We start from the raw sequence: 18,680 nt of genomic DNA, 5'->3' as shown, positions 1-18,680 counted from the left end.
CCAGGGTCGAGGCTTTCTGAGCCGAGGGGGTACGCGTAGTGTCTCGGGCCGGAGGCCGCTCGACCTTGGTTCGTGGTGGGGGTGTAGGAAGATTCCGGGGTATCCGGCAAGGCCAGCGACGACCCGACCTATCCCTTAATCTGATAAGATACCGGCGTATCCGTATTGTAAAAGAAGAAGCTCCACATATCCGCCTGCTCCTCGATCGTTTTGGAGATGGGTTTGCCGGCACCGTGCCCCGCATCGGTGGCGATGCGGATCAGGACGGGTTTATCGCCCCCCTGGCTCGCCTGCAGCTTGGCGGCGTACTTGAAGCTGTGGGCGGGAACGACGCGGTCGTCGTGATCGGCGGTGGTGACCATGGTAGCCGGGTATGCCGTGCCTTCCTTGAGGTTGTGGAGGGGGCTGTAGGCGTGCAGGATGGGGAACATGGAAGAATCCTCACTGCTACCGTATTCGGGGATCCAGCCCTTGCCGACGGTGAAGCGGTGGTAGCGGAGCATATCCATGACGCCGACGGCCGGGAAAGCCACGGCGAAGAGATCGGGGCGCTGGGTCATGGCCGCACCGACGAGCAGTCCGCCGTTGGAGCCGCCGGCGATGGCGAGCTTGTCTTTGTTGGTGTAGCCTTCCTCAATGAGGAACTCGCCGGCGGCAATGAAGTCGTCAAAGACGTTTTGCTTGTTTTTGAGCATGCCGCCCTGGTGCCACTCCTCGCCGTATTCGCCGCCACCGCGGAGGTTGGCTACCGCATAGACGCCACCGTTCTCCAGCAGGGGCAGGCGCATGACGCTGAAGCTGGGGGACAGGCTGATGTTGAAGCCACCGTAGCCGTATAAGTAGGCCGGATTGCTGCCGTCCAGTTTTAGGCCCTTCTTATGCACGAGGAACATGGTCACCTCGGTACCGTCCTTACTGATGTAGCTCACCTGCTTTTCCTCGTAATCGGAGGGATTGAATTTCAGGTTCGGCTCGAAGAAGGGCGTGCTCTCATTGGCGTCGACGTCGTATTCGAAGATGGTGGGCGGGTAAATGAAGCTGGTGTAGACGTAGAAAAGTTTTTTCTCGTCTTCGCGGCCGCCGAAGCCACCGGCGGAACCGACACCGGGCAACTGCACCGGAGTTTTGTTTTCGCCCTCGTAGCTGAGGCGGTAGAAGCGGTCCGTGGCCTTCTCCAGGTAGTTCGCGAAAAGATAGCCGCCGCCGGTGTTAACGCCCTGCAGCAGGTTTTCGGCCTCGGGAATGATCTCCGTCCAGCTGCTCTTTTTCGGATTGTCGAGGTCGATCTTGACCAACCGGTAGTTCGGGGCGCCGATATCCGTGTGGACCCAGAAGTCGCGGCCCGCGGTGTGGATAACCTGGTTTTTGTTCTTGGTGTCGGGGAACAGGGCAGTCAGCTCGATTTCGGGGGGCAGCTCGCCGTCGCCTTCCAGGGGGAGGTAGTAGGTCGCGAAGCCATCGGTGCCCGGGGCCGCGTACATGATGAAGTAATCCTCGTTCTCCGTGGTACCCCCGTAATGGTAGTAGGTCGGGTGTTCGGTGTCTTCGTAGATGATCCGGTCCTTCGACTGGGGCTGACCGATCTTGTGGTAATAGACCGAGTGGTTCATATTGTTGCCCTTCAGCACGTCGCCTTCGGAGGGGGCGGGGTAGCGGCTATAGAAGAAGCCGTCGCCGTACCAGCCCGCGCCGCTGAACTTGATCCATTCGAGCTCGTCGTCGAGGTCCTCGTTGGTGGCGATGTCGCGGATGTAGATCTTGTTCCAGTCGCTGCCGGCCTCGCTGCGGCTGTAGGCCATGTAGCGGTTATCGAGATCGGCGCCCAGCAGGTTGATGCTGGTGGTACCCTGCTCGTTGAGTTTATTGGGGTCGATGAAGACGCGCTCCTCGCCATCCATGCCTTCCTTATAGTAGATGACCGCCTGGTTCTGCAGTCCATCGTTGCGGCTGTAGAAGTAGTAATCGCCCACCTTGGAGGGAGAGGATAACCGCGGGTAATTCACGAGCTCGGTGAGTCGATTTTCGATATCGCCACGGAAGGGGATCTGCTCCAGGTAGCCGAAGGTGGCCTGGTTCTCTTCCTTGACCCAGTCCTTGGTCTCGATGCTGTTGTCGTCTTCCAGCCAGCGGTATTCATCGGCTACCGTGGTGCCGAAGTAATCGTCTTCGGTGCTGTCGGTACGGGTGTTCGGATAGGTAACGGGAATAGCGGGGTAGTTGGCTTCAGACATACTTTCGTTTTCTTCCCCGCAGCTAGCGAAGACGAGACATAGTAGCAACGGGAATAGGATATTGTTCATGGTGGGTTGGTTGGGCTGGCTAAAGATACTGGGCGGGGCGATATGGTGGCGGGGATTGATACAGGGGGCCGGACACTCGCGGGTCGCTATCGCCACACCCCGAGGTCCTATGTACCCCGCACCCCGGAGTGTCCGGAGGACCTGCGAGTGTGCCCGCAATAAGCCCGGACACTCGCGGGTCGCTACGCCACACCCCGAGGTCCTATGTTACCCGTACCTCGGAGTGTCGGGAGGACCTGCGAGTGTGCTCGCAATAAGCCCGGACACTCGCGGGTCGCTACGCCACACCCCGACGTCCTATGCTTCCCGCACCTCGGAGTGTCCGGAGGACCTGCGAGTGTGCTCGCAATAAGCCCGGACACTCGCGGGTCGCTACGCCACACCCCGAGGTCCTATGTTACCCGTACCTCGGAGCGTCCGGAGGACCTGCGAGTGTGCCCGCAATAAGCCCGGACACTCGCGGGTCGCTACGCCACACCCCGAGGTCCTATGCTTCCCGTACCTCGGAGTGTCCGGAGGACTTGCGAGTGTGCTGCTAAAACTGATACCGCAGCCCGTTCACCCAGTCGTAGGTGGTGTTCGGTACGTCGGGTAGGCCCTGGTTAAGGAGGGGGTCGTGGGTGAGGCTGAAGCGCGTCTGCACGGAGAGGCGGTTCGTCAGCTGCAGGGAGAGGGAGGTAACCGTAGAGAGCCGGGGCAGCCGGAAGTCGGGGAGGATGGGCTGGTAGTACGTCGTATTCGAAATGGACAGCTGCTCCCAGGGGTAAACGTTGAAGCTGAGGTAGGAGCTCAGGCGGTGGCTGCGGTAGATGATGTCGCCTTCGGCTACCTCGTCGTACTCGTACATGTAGAGGGTCCCGATGTAGATGCGGTTGTCGTCGATGGACAGCAGTTTGAGCCGTGGACCGGTACCGAGGAGGCCGCGCAGCTGGAGCCGGATCTGTTCGTTGTACTGGAGCTGCCCGAAGGTCTCCCACCGCCACTTGTCGCCCAGGTAGTAGGCGTGGCGCAGGTGTCCGAAACCGGCGTTGACGGCGTTGTCGCCGCTCACCTGGACCAGCTTGTAGTCGGCGATTCCCAGCAGGGAATTGGTGTTCCCCTTGCGGTCGATGCGGATGGCGCCGTTGCCGGTAACGACTTGGTTGACGTTGCGGGTCAAAGAGCCACCGAGGTCAATCTGTCCGTACCAGCCGATGGAGTCGAAGCCCTTGCGTTGGTCCTCGATGTTGACGATCTGCGCGGAGGCGTGCGTGCCTGCAAGCACCAAGCCCAGGAATACCAGTCGGAAAAACCAATTCATCAACCCCGAAGATTATACCCGTTCCCGAACGCCGGCGATGGTCGGCCGGGAAGCCAGGTAGCGGGCGCCGCCGAAGAGCAGGCCAGCGAAGAAGATATTACCCGCCGCACTGTTGAGCAGGAAGGGGAGTCCGGCGGTATAGGCCGCGATAAGCCCGGCCCCGGTCTGGGGATACATGGCCGAACCCAACCAGACGCCGAAATTGGTGAGAAGGAAGAATACCAGCGTTCCCGCTACCGTAGCCCCGCCGATGCGCAGCCAGCTGAATGCTTTATTGCGCAGCAGGCCGAAACCAAGCAGGATGGTTACGAGAAAGCCGACGTACACCCAGCTGCTGAAGCCCCAGTAGAAGCCTTCGTAGTACTGACTGTAAAAGATATTGTTGAGCGCCAGGTCGCTGAGATACAGGGCCGCGAAGGGTACCAGAAACGCCATCCACTTCCGGTCGAAGGTAGCCGCCCCGAACAGCGCCATCGCACCCACGGGCCCGAAGTTGGGCCAGTGCGGCAGCAACCGGCTGGCGGCGGCCATAAGGATAAGCGCCAGAAGAATGGGGAGGTGCTGCTTGGAGTTACGGGGCATAATGGTCTGATTCAGGTGCAAAGATATAACAGGCGCTCCTTCCGGGGCAATGCTACTACCTGCGCTCCGTCGCCCCGATAAAGCAACTACGCCACGGCGACGTTGTACCGCAGTATAGAAAAAAGCTGGTTTTCGCTTACATCGTGATCTTCTCCCCGCGCTTCCGCTCGGCTTCGCGCAGCAGCGTCTTGCGCAGGCGCAGGCTCTCCGGGGTGACTTCGACGTACTCGTCGGCCTGGATGTACTCGAGCGCTTCCTCCAGCGAGAACTTGCGCGGGGGGACGAGGCGGGCCTTATCGTCGTTACCGGACGACCGCATGTTGGTCAGCTTCTTGGTCTTGGTGACGTTGACCACGAGGTCGACGGCGCGGCTGTTCTCGCCGATCACCTGGCCTTCGTAGATCTCTTCGTTGGCGTCGATGAAGAAGCGGCCACGGTCCTGCAGGTTGTTGATCGAGTAGGGGATGGCCTTACCGTTCTCCATGGAGATCAGCGATCCGTTCAGGCGACCGGGAATTTCGCCCCGGTGCGGCTGGAACTCCTTAAAGCGGTGCGTCATGATGGCCTCGCCCTGGGTAGCGGTAAGCATATTGCTCCGTAGGCCGATGATGCCGCGCGAGGGGATCTCGAACTCGAGAACGACGCGCTCGCCCTTCGGGGTCATGCTGAGCATCTGCCCCTTGCGCTGGGTGATCATGTTGATGGCGGTGCCGGACATCTCGTCGGGCAGGTCGACCGTCAGTTCCTCCACCGGCTCCTGCTTGACGCCGTCGATCTCTTTGACGATAACCTGCGGCTGGCCGATTTGGAGTTCGTAACCCTCGCGGCGCATGGTCTCGATGAGTACGGAAAGGTGCATAACGCCCCGGCCGAAGACCTTAAATTTATCGGCGCTTTCGCCATCCTCCACGCGCAGGGCGAGGTTCCGCTCGAGCTCGGCGGTGAGGCGATCCTTGATGTGGCGGCTGGTGACGTACTTACCTTCCTTACCGAAGAAGGGGCTGTCGTTGATGGTAAAGACCATGCTCAGCGTCGGCTCGTCGATGGCGATGGTGGGCAGTGCCTCAGGGTTTTCGCCGTCGGCAATGGTATCGCCGATTTCAAAACCTTCTACCCCGAAGATGGCGCAGATGTCGCCGGTCTGTACTTCCTCGACTTCCGTACGACCGAAGCCTTCGTAAACGTAGAGGTTGCGCACCCGCTGCTTGGTTTCTTCGCCCTCGCGGTTGATCAGGGTGACCGACTGGTTGCGCTTCAGCGTGCCGCGGCTCAGCTTGCCGATGGCCATGCGGCCGATGTACTTGCTGAATTCGATGCTGGTGACGAGCAGCTGGGTATTTCCTTCCTTTACTTCCGCTTCCGGCACGTTCTCCAGGATGGCGTCGAGCAGGGGCAGGATATTCTCGGTGGGCTTCTTCCAGTCCTCGCTCATCCAGCCGTTCTTGGCGGAGCCGTAGATGGTGGGGAAGTCGAGTTGCTCCTCCGTGGCGTCCAGGCTGAACATCAGGTCGAAGACCATCTCGTGCACTTCCTCGGGCGTACAGTTGGGCTTGTCGACCTTATTGATAACTACCAGCGGGTTGAGGCCCAGCTTGAGGGCCTTGTCCATTACGAAGCGGGTCTGCGGCATGGGACCTTCGAAGGCATCCACGAGCAGCAGTACGCCGTCGGCCATATTGAGTACGCGTTCCACTTCCCCACCGAAATCGGCGTGACCGGGGGTGTCGATGATGTTGATCTTCGTGCCCTTGTACTGGATGGAAACGTTCTTGGCCAGAATGGTGATGCCGCGCTCGCGTTCCTGGTCGTTGCTGTCCATGATCAGCTCACCGGGGTTTTCGTGGTCGCCGAAGAGTTGCCCGGCGAGGAGCATTTTATCCACCAGGGTGGTCTTGCCGTGGTCGACGTGGGCGATGATGGCGATGTTGCGAATGGACTGCATAAGACGGTTGGCTTTTGGGGGTGCCGGTTTAAGCGCGCAAAGGTACGGGTTTTTTAGTTGGCAAATGGTGAATGTCTGAAGGACTGAATTTGTGAATGGGTGGGGTAGGGGGTGCTGGGTGCTGGTTGCGGGATTCGAGGTTGCTGGGTGCTGGGTGCTGGGTTGGAGGTGCTGGTTGCGAGGTAATTGTTGCTGGTTGCTGGGTGCTGGGTACTAGTTGCTGGGTGCTGGTTGCTGGATGCTGGATGCTGGGTGCTGGTTGCTGAAAACCTATACCCGTTGGTCAGGCCATTTCTAGCGGCGTGGCGGTCTGCCTGCGGGCCTATTAACCAATTCACTAATCCAGTAATTCACAAATTAAAAAGGGCGTCGGAGCGCAGGATAAAAACCCCCTCCCGAACCGGCCGCCCTTCCCGTTCGGACGATCATTTCCCGGAAGCGGGGTAAATTGGTGATCGTGCAACCATACCTCCCAGTCATCCTGGCGGAGCCGTGTGGCGAGATATCGCGACACAGGGGCGGCGAAGCCGTGGTGGTAGGAAATAGGTAAAGACCAATGGTTTTCTCAGCCAATCAATTGCGGGATATGTCGTCCAGTTCGCTCACACCCGTCAATTACCGCACACCCGTCAATTGGGTAATACGCGAATCGCTTAGTTTCGTGATACGTACGGATTGTGGTGTACACCCGTCAATAATTGCGGCGCTATTGGGTGCGTATGCGCAATGCGGGTACGATATTGTTAGCGGCAATCATACAACGGTGCTAGCTCTTTAATATAGCCAGAGTCTGATTATAAACGGTCGTGAGATCCGAATTAGAACATTTAGTAAATTTCAGATACTTCTTAGTAATATGTCGTGCTACATTGGTTATTCGCGCTTGGAGATAGCAATAAGATATCGCATTGATAGCCAATCGATTGAGCGCAGTTGGTGGATAGATATTAACAAACACAATCTGATCTTGTTCTTTTCAAAATCATTCGCTGATGGATCACATTACAAAATCTTACGAGCTCAAGTCCTACATCGACAAGCATAGACCACTTGATGCTGACGTACAAAAGCGTCTATTTCAGAAGTACCGGTTGGACTGGAATTACAATTCTAACCGTATAGAGGGTAATAGCCTTACTTATGGTGAAACCAAAGCCTTAATATTATTTGGTATTACTGCTCAGGGAAAGCCTTTAAAAGATCATTTCGAGGTAACCGGTCATGACCAAGCAGTTAAGTGGGTATTTGATATCATCCAAGATCGGCGAAATATTACGGAGACGTTCATTCGTGAATTGCATCAATTAATTTTAAAAGAACCGTATTATGTCAATGCAGTAACACCTGAAGGGGAACCTACAAGAAAACGAATCGAGGTAGGTAAATACAAATCATCCCAAAACCATGTGATTACAAGGACTGGTGAAACATTTTATTTTGCAGAGCCTGGAGAGACACCTGCTAAAATGGGAGATTTAATAGAATGGTATAACAGTTCTGATCTCGACACAATCAGAAAGGCAGCTGAATTCCATCATAAGTTCGTCTTGATTCATCCTTTTGACGATGGTAACGGTAGAACGGCTAGAATATTAATGAACTTCATTTTAATGAAAGGCGGGTTTCCTCCGTCCATAATACCAGTAGAAAGTAAAGAAGAATACTTTCGAGTTTTAAGACTGGCCGATACTGATCAAATGGAGCCATTTATTCAATTTATTGCTGAATCCGTGAATAACTCTATGGAATTAATGGTAAAAGCTATAAATGGAGAAAGTATATCAAGTATTACTGATATTGATAAAGAAGTTGTGCTGTTAAAAGAAAAGATTCTTTCTTCAAAAGATTCTGTTCGTGAATTTAGAAACAATAATAGTATAAAAAATATAGTCAATAAAGTTATAGATCAAATAACAAATAGGTACTTTGAGAGAGTCTCAAATTTTGATGCCTTATACCAGATGAATATTAAATCAGTAGTAATAAACGGTGATAGACAAATCTACAATGCAAGTTTTGACTATAAAGCGCTATTAGAAAACAAAGAATTAAAACTTGAGACTATTGACCTAGTTGCTTCCTACTACAACATAAGAAAGCTCGATGACCATGATGTAACATTTGAATCAAAGATGATTTTCCGGTTTAAAGAAACCTTTGTTGAGATAGTTGGATATTCCGTTGGGGTTACAGAGCAGTTAAAGTATGATAGTGTGATGAACGCTGATGAAATAGACAGTATTATTAATCCATTAATTGAAAAACACAAATCTTTTTTAGAAAACAAGTTTTTAGAAGGTGAATAAATGGTATTGATAATCGAGCATCATATTAATGTATTCATCAATTAAAATTAAATATATAAAACTGCCGCTAACATTGCGCCATCGTCAAGCCGGCGGTGAGGCTTTTGGGCGTCGAGAAAGCCTTTAAAAGCTAGCCTAAAGTTGGTCGGAATTCGCATGCTTACTGGTGGTAGCCGGCCTGCGGTGGCGCACCCGTTGGGCGACAGCCTGGCATTTAAGCCAGGCCGTAAGACCACACTGTCAACCTTTAGGTGCCAGACTTTTTAACTCCCTAAATTACTTCTAGGAACAAACTTTGGATTATGGCTTACTCCGTATTTTATGAAGACGAAAAGGGGAATCCTATCGCAGCTTTTAAGGGAGAGATTAAAATTGACTACTTCGCTTCGATTCACGAGAAGCAATTTAAAGTAATTCATTATTTGGACCCATATGGCGATACCACATTCAATCAGCTGATGTTAAAAGATCTGCTGTCCGACTTACATCGCATTTGGAGACAGGACCATAGATTAGAGTCATTAATTGAGTTTATAGAAAAGAACAGAGGTGAGACCCATACATATCTTAAATTTTACGGCGATTAAGCAATCTATTGTTGAATAAAAAAATAAATATTATATGTTGGACAAGCTTATTATTAGCAGGTAGTAATAATAATATATGAATCATCACTATCGATTAGAAAAGTTTACGTGGAATCAAGATGATTTTGATCAAATGGGGTGGCATGATGTACCTATTTATGCTATGTCATTTGAAGATGATGTAAAGTTTGATCTTGACTATATATTCGAGTGGGTCGAGCCAAAGAAGCCTGAAACAAGCTTTAAGTTTTGGATAAGCCCAGCTACATTAATATTTAAAAACCCTACCGATTTAAAGATAAATCTATCAATAGACTTTGTAAATGGTCTTGAAATAGCTGACATTGTCAAACAAAGGTTTGATGGAAAAACTACGTATTTAATCGAAACGCAACAGGGAGATATTCAAATCGAAACGGAATCGTTCTTGCAGATCATTCGTCATAGTCCGTCATTACAAAAAAGCCAATCCATAGATGGAACTGCGCGTGGAGGCATCAGTTTTGCGGCTGTGCCAGGAACTCCTGAGTGAAATAGGAGTAAGAAAACGTCATCATGTAGCATAGTAAAAAGAATCGCCCAACATTGCGCCATCGTCAAGCCGGCGGTGGAGTTTGCGGGTGTCGAGGATGCTTTATCGGCTAGGAAAGCATTCTCTTGATCCGTTAGTTGGTCGGTGTAGCCGGCCTGCGGTGGCGCATCCGTTGGTGGCAATCCCAAAAGCCAAGAACAAACTTCTATAATGATTATCTTTGAAAGATGGAAAACGGACCAGAGATTACCCTTCTAGCAGCTAAATTAGTTGGAGACAAAATAGCTCCTATGTTAGATACAGCTATAAGCGAGTTGTATAAGAGTGCTAAGCACGAAATCAAGATAGCAAAGCATGATTGGATTAAGAGTGCTTTTGAAAAATACTTGGAAAGGCGTTACACTAAGTTTTTGACTATTGATACATTAGTATTTCCAAATAGGCAAACACTATTTGACATCCTCTATCTACCTTTAAAGCTGTCTGAAAATGAATTTAAAGAAGATGCCGAAATTACAGTAGTTGATCAGTACCCTAGTTCAATTTTATCAGCTCACTACAGAATAGTAGTTAGGGATAATGCAGGTATGGGAAAATCTACTATAGCTAAGAAGGTGTTTTTGTCGTCTATACGAGAACGCTGTGCTATACCTATACTTATTGAGGTCAGAAACCTGTCAGAAAAAAACATGATTTTGGACGAAATAATATCTCAATTTGAAGAGATTGACTCACAACCTGACAAAGAAATCTTATTTTCTCTTATTAGGCGAGGAGACTTTACTATAATCTTTGATGGCCTCGATGAAATAGTGGATGAAAATAGAGAAACTGTGATTAGCGATATTCACAGATTTTGCGAGAAAGCTCAAGATTGTAAATTTATCATCACTTCACGTCCGGAGCGCGTACTGAGTTCTTTTGGGGATTTTAAATCCTACACAATAGTACCGTTGTCAATAGATGAATCATTTGAGTTATTAAATAAATACGACTTTTACTCTTATCGAAAAATTGCAGGCGATTTAGTCAAAGCCTTGTCTTCCGAACAACTTGCTGCTGTAAAGCCGTTTTTGACCAATCCCTTTTTGACGTCGTTGATATACAAAACGTATGATCATAAAAAGGATATCCCTTTGAAGAAGGAACAATTCTATAGGCAAGTATATGAGGCACTATACGAAAATCATGACTTAGCTAAGGAAGGATATTATAAGCGACCAAAGCATTCAAATTTACATATCGACGATTTTGCCAAAGTTTTACGTTACGTAGGCTATAAGTCGCTGACGTTGTCAAAAGTGCAATTCGATAAGGAGGAACTGCTTGAGATTATCGATAAAGCGTCTCGGTTTTATGTTGAATTGGACTTTAAGCCAAGTGACTTCTTAGAAGACTTGCTAACAACCGTTCCTCTTCTAAGAGAAGAAGGACTTAGCTATCGCTGGGCGCATAAATCAATACAAGATTATTTTTGTGCTCGCTTTTTGATCAGGGATGCCCTTGAACACAGAAACAAGATCCTCAGGGGGTTCTTAAATAAAGGAAACAACGACAATGTTGTCGATCTGTATTTCTCTATGGAGCCAACAAAATTCAGGCACCAAGTCTTGTATCCCTTTTTAACAGATTATATAAAACACTACAACCAGATTCACAAAAAGCTAGGCGACTACTTGGATCATGAGGTCATAATTGAATTTGCGCAACTCACTTATAATGACTCAACCCGTCTTCTCATAGAAGAGGATCAAGACTTTCCTTTAGAGGACAGTAAAGATTTTGAAAGAGCTATAGAAAATGAAGACCACCTCGCAGGGCATAATTTTAACAAATATATGTCAGAGGTCCACTCTACTATGATGAAGCGAATGTTGGATGAAAAGGGGGCAATGGATAAAATGTTTGGTGGCTCAACTGGTTGGTGTGATGAAGGACTATTGATACATGTAAAAACAAAAAATAGAGGCGGAAGCGTTCCGGCTATCATAAGAGAAAAGTTTGAGTTTCTTACTGTTAAATATGAAATTGAGAGTAACAAAGCTCTTTCTAAGTTATATGAGGCAAGAGATTTAAAGGAAAACTTAATATTACGTGGGCCTTTTCAATTGGAGGAATTGGAAACTGATTTGCTAACCGCTAATCAAGAATACATATACATACTTTTAGATCTTGCACGGCGTAAAAGTGACTTCTACAATTTGACTTTGAACCATACAGAAGTTTCAAAATACATAAAGAAGATAGAGGGGGAAATGGCTATGTTATCCTCGGAAAATTTTTATTGACCAAGTATAGACTGCCACCAACATTGCGCCATCGTCAAGCCGGCGGTGAGGCTTTTAGGTGTCAATGAAGGCTTAAAAAGCTAACTTGAAGCTAGTAGAGATCCGAATGTTGGTTGGTGGTAGCCGGCCTGCGGTGGCGCCCCCGTTGGGCGAAAGCCGCATAAGGTAGCCTAAGAAACACAAAATACTTATATGGAATGGAAGATTTCGAGTACTACCAACTTGATGGTACAACTATCTTAAAATTTAATGGATTAGATCGAAAAATCTTGCCACCTGAAGTAGAAGTAGATTTTTTAATTTACACACTTACTGAAGAATGGTTACTATATGTAGAGTGCCATCAATGCGGAAGAGGAGACTACTGCAAATTCGCTGAAGACAGGCCTGGGCATCCTTATAAAAAGAAAGAAATAAAGTGCGGCGTCATTAGTAAGGTCATCCATCAATTTATTACAAAGTCCATCGATCTATTCAATAGCTACGAGTTATCCAGGAAGCAGTAGTTTATGGATGGCCTTTATTATCTAGCTAAGTACCTTTTAGCTTATGAAATGAACGTGGGAACAATTATTAATGACGATTTTGCAGATTATTATGGGGAGTTATTTCCTGTATTGTTGGGGCCATTCATTAAACATCGAGGTAATATTAATATGGTAGCCTATAATTTTAGAGATTTACCAGAATTCAAAATACAGAAAAAGCTCATTTTGGTAGAAGGTGAGAGCGAGAGAATATTTGTAAACCGAATGATGGATAGTGGTATAATGCCCGTTTATGGAATCGAGGTTTTGAATTATCAAGGGAAGACGAATGGAAAGTTTTCAAAAATTCATCAATTGGTCGAGCAATACCGTAAGATTGGATACGAAGTGAAGATCCAGGGTGATCAGGACGGTAAGGGGAATGATATTTTTTCACTGCACAAAGGAAGAGGGCTATTTAATGAAGTGGACACATTTGCTTTTAAGTATGATTTTGAATCATCACTCCCAATAATCTTATTGTTAGAAGCTATGGAGAAGATAAATATAGAACTCGTGGATAACCCATTAGAAGTGGTGTCATTGTATAAAAAATCAGAAATGTCAATCAACCGCTTTCTGAAGGAAGAGTATAATTTGGATTTGAAAGGCTTCAAAGTTTTGTTATCAGACACGATAGGAAAAGAAATAGCCAGGGATCTTTCATATACTTACTTTATAACCGACAGGAAAGAAGAAATATTTAGATTCATTGAGTTCTTGAGAGAATGATTGAACTCTTAGCATGATGAATATTTATATGTCACCTTAACGCACGACTGAAAGTTTGTTGGAAATCTAAATTGCATACACGAGCAAGTCCTGAATTATCGACTTTCCGGGGCGACAAAAAAATCATAAATAAGATTGAAGCGCATGCAGAGTGAAGCATCTAGAACGATTGGCACAGCGGACACCATAATATTAACAACGTTGTTTGTAAGCTTTTTATTTATGTACAACATTCATGGTGATGCAGTGAAGTACTGGGATGATTATCGCAATGGTGCTGATTTCAAAATTATTGCAAAAGCATTGAAGATATTTATACCTCTAGCTTGCTTCTCATTCTATACTTGGATACAAATCGTAAGAGGTCATATAAAAGAATTCACGGCTTTTATTCTTGGCATGACATCGGTGTCATTGCTACTTTTAGCTCACGAATTAACAAAAAATGTGATGCGAGAAATTTACTTATATCATTTGATAGAAAATTTTCTGCTATATGCCTTTGGTTTGGGAATTGTCGGCGGATTTTTGTATTTGTTACTAGTGAAGCCGATACTCGACAAGAGATAGAACATTGGCGCGATTTGAATAAAGTAAATTTGAATGAGAAAATATCGCGCAGGGTACTAGGGAACTAACTAGATTGATCAATATATATTTACATTAAAATTCGCCCAACACCGCCTACCACGTACAGCCGCCAGCTGAGCTTTTGGCTTCTATAATTTTTTTAGGAGCGGCGTTAGTGAACTTCAGCTTCCTATGTACTGGCTGGTTCAGGCGGCCGTCGGGTAGGCAAACGTTAGCGGCAATCGAGTACAAACACCACGGAATCACGTCGACAAATCCTTAATATGATCTATATTGAGGCAAATTAAAATTGTGAAATTTAAATGCAACGACTAGAATACTTTGAGGATGTTGATATAGCTGTTGAGCAGTTGCGATCAAAAGATATTGTAAAGCAATTTGAACAAAGATTTTCAAGTTCTAACACAGCAAATTTTGTAACTATCCTTCCGCTACTTCTTGAATCTAAAAGTAATTTTGATAGACTAGTAGAAAGTGATAGATTCAAAAAGATCTTTACAGTTCAAGGCTTTTTAGAGTTATATCAATCTAAAAATTTATCTGAAATAACAAACCTACTAATCACAAATAGCCAAATCCACCAGCTAATAAAATACCCAATAGTTCTAGATTTATATTTTCTTCACAAAAATTTGCTCAATGCTCAAAGAACTAAGAGTATTTTACTACCTACAGAGGTGGAAAGTGAACCCGGAGAAAACATTAATGATGGAATCATAATATTTACTGTCGTCAATGAGGATAACATTACATTAGAGGAACTATTTAAAATCGTAAAAAACTTAAATGAGCTGTTTATTAAGCTATCTAATTTGGTAGGGGGTGAAATATCAGAACCAGAAATTGTTTTATTAGATTCTGGCAGCGATATTAACTTAGGAATTCAAGATAAAGCCGAAACAGCAAAGTCATTATTTCATATATTCAAGGAGATATGGGAGTTCTTCCGAGATAGAAAGGCCTACAATGAAAACAAAGACTTTGACAGGTTAATGAAATCATTGTCCTATAGAGAATTAATAAAAGAGAAACTTGATAACGGTGTAATCACTTCAGATGAAGCAAAGGAATACGATCACTACCTGAAAACACGTACTGAAAAATTGATTGGACTAAATGTTCTACCTAGAGAAATAGTATCCGAAGAAAAGCTTCAATCTAATAGGTCAATATTAATTGAACAGAATCCTGTAAAAATGATAGAAAATACTGGTAATAACAATCAAGAAGAAGAATGAAATGAATGCCGCTAACATTGCGCCATCGTCAAGCCGGCGGTAAAAGCTTTTAGGAGGCGAGAATGCTTTTAAAAGCTGACTTAAAGATTGTCGAGGTCCAGATGCTGGTTGGTGAAGCCGGCCTGCGGTGGCGCAACCGTTCTGCGCAACGATAGAAGCGTTCATTACAAACAATTTGTTCTTCAATGAACTTTTTCATATCCAACGATTTAAAACCGTAGACTTTTAGGGCTTTGTAGATAAAACAAATGTTTGTAGTAATAAAAATAATTTTAACAAACTAAATTGCTACTTTGGCTGTACTAACTTCCCTATGGCTATGACTTGCAACCTGATTCAATATGAAATTAGGTATCGACCTATTCTTGACTTTAAAGATTCTTTAAAGAAGGTACTAAGTAAATACGTCAAATTTTTTGATAAAATAAATATTAAAGATGAAGGAGTAACTAAAGAACAAATTGAGCTGAGGTCAACTGAAGAGAGTTATGCTGTCTTCGCCTCTTGGCAATCTTTAGTTTTACGTGTTGATGGTGAACCACAACTTTTACAGAACAGGCAGTCAACGCCAGTAGACACTTTTTTTAAAATATTTAAAGATATTACCTCATTAGAGTCTTTCGGTGGAGTGATAAACCATCTCTGCTTTCAATTGCAGGTAGAATTAAATGAAGGCGACTCCAGAGCTAATTCAAAAACTTTTATGGATCGGTTTTTTAGCCAAAATCTTCGCAATGAAAGTGAGGATGCAACTAAACTCCTTTTTTCTATAGAGCAGATAAAGTCTGAAGAAGGAACCTATAAGTTTATAGAATCTTCAGTCTATGATAATGTCGAATATATTTCGGAAAAAGGATTACAAATAATGGATGCAGAATATTTGCAAGCATTAAATAGCAAAACTGGAATTGCTACAGAAGTTAGACTATTTGAACGGCAGCATGATATTAAGTTTGAAACTTTCAAAAATTTACTAACAAATTCTTCACGAACTATAAACGCAGTAGCAAAATGAAAGACAGTATTATTGTTAAAGATTCAGGGAAGCGTATGGTTGCGGAAGACCATTTGTATACCTACGACCTTACCAGCATATCATTTAGCGAGCAACTACGGTCTGCTGATTTTGTAACAAAGGGCTTTAACTCTAAAAATTTACCTGAGTCAGTAAATCAATTGATTGATCATAATGAAATATTCACCAGTGACGTAAAAAGAGGTCTATTGCCTCTTAATCAACATGGCTATCAGGTTTTTGAGAAATGGACTGTCAAACTGAACTTTGATGCCATTGTAAAAGATATTACAAGAAGTACTGTAACTTGCAGATTATTAATCAACGCCGAAGATCATGCGTATGAAGATCGCGTGTTTCCTTCCGAATTATTTTCAGCTGTTAATAACCTAGATATAGATTCTCCAATAGTAATTAAGATAAAGAGTAGACCAGGATCAACCCGAATAGATGTCTTTGATGGTTCTGGGATAGTGTCACTTGAGCAGTTTGCTGTTGTTGATAATTTAGAAGACTTAAAAGGATCAAATATTGATCAGCCGTTAAATCATGAAATTAGTCTTTAAAAATGTCGGACAGGGTGATTCAATTATCATTCATTGGATTGAGGAAGAGGTCAATAAGTTTATACTTATTGATTGTAATGAATTTCAAGGTAGAGTACCTTCCTGGGAATATATATCAAGCTTTGATAACCCTGAAGTTGAAATAATACTTTTATCTCATCCGCACACGGATCATTTCAGCGGGATGAGTCAACTTCTTGATCAAATAAAAGAAAAAGACGTACCCCTAAAATACATTCTTCATACGTGCTCAAATGTGCCCGATTATCTAAGAGGATCTGTAAAAGGCCACGTCGCAATCAACGACTTGTCTATACTCTTCAAAAAGTTCCGAGACTTTCGTGATAAGATGAACTGTAATTTAGCTAGTATCGATGGTGATTCACCTTTTTCAACTATGCGATTCAATCGAGAATCCTATCGTTTGACCATTTTGTCACCAACCTCGATTGAATATGATAGATTTGCGAAACAAGCTTTTAGAGGTGAATCATTCGAATCAAAATCAAATAATGCTAACGCCAACTATCTTTCTTCTACAATAATTATCGAATCTGAACACGAATATTGCCTATTAACTAGTGATACCATGAAATATTCTCTTGTACGGTTGGATAGAAAGCAGAAGTTAGAATTAGAAAAGATCTTAACAGTTGGACAGGCACCACATCACGGCTCAAAAGGAAACCATAACAATACGTTTTGGCGAAAGCGGAAATTATCTAATAAATCACACATTGCAGTTTCAACCGGGCCAAATACCTACGGCCATCCTCATCCTGAGGTTGTACGATTTTTTGCGCATCAGCCATCTCAACTTCATATAACTGGCAACCTGGCAACCGAACAGCATAGTAGTTATCTAAACATTTTTAGCACTAGTCGCTATAGTGTTCCAGTAGATAAAACTGATCTAGTCTTCAATTTAAAATAAAGCGCAGAACACCGCGCCATCGTCAAGCCGGCGGGTGAGCTTTTGGGTATTTATGAAGCCTTTAAACGCTCTCTTGAAGCTGTTTGAGATTCGTTATTGCTGACTGGTGGAGCCGGCCTGCGGTGGCGCCCCCGTTGGCGGAAATGCTCACACAAAGAACTCGCGATGGACTCTATTAATAGACTCTTAGATACGTATAGCTTTCGGCAAAGAGAACTCCGAGTACCTTTAATTGTAAGTGGAATTGAAAGCAAATTTGGGTGCGAACTCCCCTCAGACTATAAGCTTTTTTTAGAAAATTACGAGGCATTTGAAGATTTCATTGGCAATGAATATGTGCGATTATGGGGCGCAGAGGACATTATTGAGGCCAATACGGACTACCAGATTCCACTCCAATTTTTTAATGTACTGGGCATTGGAGGCAACGGCGCTGGTGAATTTATAGGCTTGGAATACCGACAATATGCAGTAGATCGAGTAATTATATCTCCATTGATCTTTACAGATTCAAATGATCACATTAAAATTGGAGATTCCTTTTTTGATTTTTTATTGAGACTGCACAAGGGCAAGGACTGGTTTGAATAATTGCTGGAGGCTAATCATAATAAGTATTTTACAGCAGACCGATTAGCCAATTATTAAAGAACTTTATTAAGTTGAAACAACCAATAGAAGTAATACAATTACCGCGCAGAAACAGCGCGCAAGACTTTTAAGCTACCGCGCAGAAACAGCCCGTACAGCTCCGAAAAGCTACTGCATAGAAACAGCCCGCACTACTCCGAAAAGCTACCGCGCAGAAAAAGCTCGCAAGACTCCGAAAAAGCTACCGCGTATAACAGCTTGTACGACTACGGACAGCTACCGCGTAGAAACAACCCGCACGACTTTGAAAAAGCTGCAGCGTAGAAACAGCTCGTACAACTCTGATAAGCTACCGCGTAGAAACAGCCCGCATCACTCCGAATAAAAAAAGCACTTCCGCCAACATCGCGCCATCGTCAAGCCGGCGGTGGTGCTTTTTGGTATCGAGGAGGTTTTATCGGCTAGGAAAGAAAACTACTGATCCGTAAGTTGGTCGGTTTAGCCGGCCTGCGGTGGCGCACCCGTTCTGCGCAACTAACCATATATTACAGCGAAAACAAACTAAATAGTTACGAACTGCAATGAAATTTAAAAGAATAAAGGTGGAAGGTCTGTTCGGCACTTTCAATCACGATATAAAGTTTGGAAA

At 45.4% G+C, this 18,680-nt stretch carries 16 protein-coding genes; 12 read left to right on the top strand and 4 right to left on the bottom strand.

Annotation, left to right across the window (positions count from 1 at the left end):
- Positions 1 to 128 precede the first annotated feature (128 nt).
- The 4 genes from DRW39_RS16455 to typA all read right to left on the bottom strand — a co-directional run bounded on the left by DRW39_RS16455 (position 129) and on the right by typA (position 6,124).
- Complete coding sequence (locus DRW39_RS16455; RefSeq protein WP_232830171.1) at positions 129 to 2,300, bottom strand: prolyl oligopeptidase family serine peptidase; 2,172 nt, start codon at positions 2,298 to 2,300, stop codon at positions 129 to 131.
- Between the two features lie 535 nt (positions 2,301 to 2,835).
- Positions 2,836 to 3,600 (bottom strand): DUF481 domain-containing protein, encoded by a 765-nt coding sequence (locus DRW39_RS16450; RefSeq protein WP_116108167.1) that lies wholly within the window; start codon positions 3,598 to 3,600, stop codon positions 2,836 to 2,838.
- 12 nt (positions 3,601 to 3,612) lie between these two features.
- Positions 3,613 to 4,182 (bottom strand): DUF6580 family putative transport protein, encoded by a 570-nt coding sequence (locus tag DRW39_RS16445; protein WP_116108166.1) that lies wholly within the window; start codon positions 4,180 to 4,182, stop codon positions 3,613 to 3,615.
- Positions 4,183 to 4,318: 136 nt separating this feature from the next.
- Entirely contained in the window at positions 4,319 to 6,124 is a 1,806-nt protein-coding gene (typA, locus tag DRW39_RS16440) for a translational GTPase TypA (protein ID WP_116108165.1), read from the bottom strand.
- A gap of 992 nt (positions 6,125 to 7,116) precedes the next feature.
- Between typA and DRW39_RS16430 the strand changes: the two genes are divergently transcribed.
- The 12 genes from DRW39_RS16430 to DRW39_RS16380 all read left to right on the top strand — a co-directional run bounded on the left by DRW39_RS16430 (position 7,117) and on the right by DRW39_RS16380 (position 18,031).
- Positions 7,117 to 8,430, top strand: a complete 1,314-nt coding sequence (locus DRW39_RS16430) for a Fic family protein (RefSeq protein ID WP_116108163.1) — start codon at positions 7,117 to 7,119, stop codon at positions 8,428 to 8,430.
- A 302-nt stretch (positions 8,431 to 8,732) separates the two neighbouring features.
- Complete coding sequence (locus DRW39_RS16425) at positions 8,733 to 9,017, top strand: hypothetical protein (protein ID WP_116108162.1); 285 nt, start codon at positions 8,733 to 8,735, stop codon at positions 9,015 to 9,017.
- A gap of 76 nt (positions 9,018 to 9,093) precedes the next feature.
- The gene (locus tag DRW39_RS16420) at positions 9,094 to 9,549 is read left to right on the top strand and encodes a hypothetical protein (RefSeq protein WP_116108161.1); all 456 of its coding nucleotides are present in this window, start codon (positions 9,094 to 9,096) and stop codon (positions 9,547 to 9,549) included.
- A 227-nt stretch (positions 9,550 to 9,776) separates the two neighbouring features.
- Positions 9,777 to 11,837 carry an NACHT domain-containing protein gene (locus DRW39_RS16415; RefSeq protein ID WP_116108160.1) on the top strand — a complete coding sequence of 687 codons (2,061 nt, stop codon included), beginning with the start codon at positions 9,777 to 9,779 and terminating at the stop codon, positions 11,835 to 11,837.
- A 197-nt stretch (positions 11,838 to 12,034) separates the two neighbouring features.
- Positions 12,035 to 12,343, top strand: coding sequence for a hypothetical protein (locus tag DRW39_RS16410; RefSeq protein ID WP_116108159.1), 309 nt, complete (start codon positions 12,035 to 12,037; stop codon positions 12,341 to 12,343).
- A gap of 3 nt (positions 12,344 to 12,346) precedes the next feature.
- Positions 12,347 to 13,096, top strand: a complete 750-nt coding sequence (locus DRW39_RS16405) for a TOPRIM nucleotidyl transferase/hydrolase domain-containing protein (RefSeq protein ID WP_116108158.1) — start codon at positions 12,347 to 12,349, stop codon at positions 13,094 to 13,096.
- A 144-nt stretch (positions 13,097 to 13,240) separates the two neighbouring features.
- Positions 13,241 to 13,666, top strand: a complete 426-nt coding sequence (locus tag DRW39_RS16400) for a hypothetical protein (protein ID WP_116108157.1) — start codon at positions 13,241 to 13,243, stop codon at positions 13,664 to 13,666.
- 323 nt (positions 13,667 to 13,989) lie between these two features.
- Positions 13,990 to 14,925, top strand: a complete 936-nt coding sequence (locus DRW39_RS16395) for a hypothetical protein (protein ID WP_116108156.1) — start codon at positions 13,990 to 13,992, stop codon at positions 14,923 to 14,925.
- Between the two features lie 319 nt (positions 14,926 to 15,244).
- Positions 15,245 to 15,940, top strand: coding sequence for a hypothetical protein (locus DRW39_RS16390; protein WP_157976173.1), 696 nt, complete (start codon positions 15,245 to 15,247; stop codon positions 15,938 to 15,940).
- Complete coding sequence (locus DRW39_RS22320) at positions 15,937 to 16,506, top strand: hypothetical protein (RefSeq protein WP_157976172.1); 570 nt, start codon at positions 15,937 to 15,939, stop codon at positions 16,504 to 16,506. The genes DRW39_RS16390 and DRW39_RS22320 overlap by 4 nt, the downstream gene beginning before the upstream one ends.
- On the top strand, positions 16,490 to 17,440 hold the full coding sequence (locus DRW39_RS16385) for an MBL fold metallo-hydrolase (protein WP_116108154.1): 951 nt from the start codon (positions 16,490 to 16,492) through the stop codon (positions 17,438 to 17,440). Before DRW39_RS22320 ends, DRW39_RS16385 begins: the two co-directional genes overlap by 17 nt.
- Positions 17,441 to 17,605: 165 nt before the next feature.
- Positions 17,606 to 18,031: an SMI1/KNR4 family protein gene (locus DRW39_RS16380; RefSeq protein ID WP_116108153.1), complete on the top strand. Its 426-nt coding sequence runs from the start codon at positions 17,606 to 17,608 to the stop codon at positions 18,029 to 18,031.
- The last annotated feature ends 649 nt before the right edge of the window (positions 18,032 to 18,680 follow it).

The sequence above is a fragment of the Lewinella sp. IMCC34191 genome, assembly GCF_003390935.1.
In the GTDB taxonomy this organism is placed as follows: domain Bacteria; phylum Bacteroidota; class Bacteroidia; order Chitinophagales; family Saprospiraceae; genus Neolewinella.
The sequence above is the reverse complement of the archived record's forward strand: the minus strand, read 5'-3'. Positions and strand labels throughout refer to the sequence as shown.

Coding starts and splice junctions, on each gene's coding strand:
- DRW39_RS16455 (WP_232830171.1), bottom strand. CDS start 2,300: ATGAACAATATCCTATTCCCGTTGCTACTATGTCTCGTCTTCGCTAGC.
- DRW39_RS16450 (WP_116108167.1), bottom strand. CDS start 3,600: ATGAATTGGTTTTTCCGACTGGTATTCCTGGGCTTGGTGCTTGCAGGC.
- DRW39_RS16445 (WP_116108166.1), bottom strand. CDS start 4,182: ATGCCCCGTAACTCCAAGCAGCACCTCCCCATTCTTCTGGCGCTTATC.
- typA (WP_116108165.1), bottom strand. CDS start 6,124: ATGCAGTCCATTCGCAACATCGCCATCATCGCCCACGTCGACCACGGC.
- DRW39_RS16430 (WP_116108163.1), top strand. CDS start 7,117: ATGGATCACATTACAAAATCTTACGAGCTCAAGTCCTACATCGACAAG.
- DRW39_RS16425 (WP_116108162.1), top strand. CDS start 8,733: ATGGCTTACTCCGTATTTTATGAAGACGAAAAGGGGAATCCTATCGCA.
- DRW39_RS16420 (WP_116108161.1), top strand. CDS start 9,094: ATGAATCATCACTATCGATTAGAAAAGTTTACGTGGAATCAAGATGAT.
- DRW39_RS16415 (WP_116108160.1), top strand. CDS start 9,777: ATGGAAAACGGACCAGAGATTACCCTTCTAGCAGCTAAATTAGTTGGA.
- DRW39_RS16410 (WP_116108159.1), top strand. CDS start 12,035: ATGGAAGATTTCGAGTACTACCAACTTGATGGTACAACTATCTTAAAA.
- DRW39_RS16405 (WP_116108158.1), top strand. CDS start 12,347: ATGGATGGCCTTTATTATCTAGCTAAGTACCTTTTAGCTTATGAAATG.
- DRW39_RS16400 (WP_116108157.1), top strand. CDS start 13,241: ATGCAGAGTGAAGCATCTAGAACGATTGGCACAGCGGACACCATAATA.
- DRW39_RS16395 (WP_116108156.1), top strand. CDS start 13,990: ATGCAACGACTAGAATACTTTGAGGATGTTGATATAGCTGTTGAGCAG.
- DRW39_RS16390 (WP_157976173.1), top strand. CDS start 15,245: ATGACTTGCAACCTGATTCAATATGAAATTAGGTATCGACCTATTCTT.
- DRW39_RS22320 (WP_157976172.1), top strand. CDS start 15,937: ATGAAAGACAGTATTATTGTTAAAGATTCAGGGAAGCGTATGGTTGCG.
- DRW39_RS16385 (WP_116108154.1), top strand. CDS start 16,490: ATGAAATTAGTCTTTAAAAATGTCGGACAGGGTGATTCAATTATCATT.
- DRW39_RS16380 (WP_116108153.1), top strand. CDS start 17,606: ATGGACTCTATTAATAGACTCTTAGATACGTATAGCTTTCGGCAAAGA.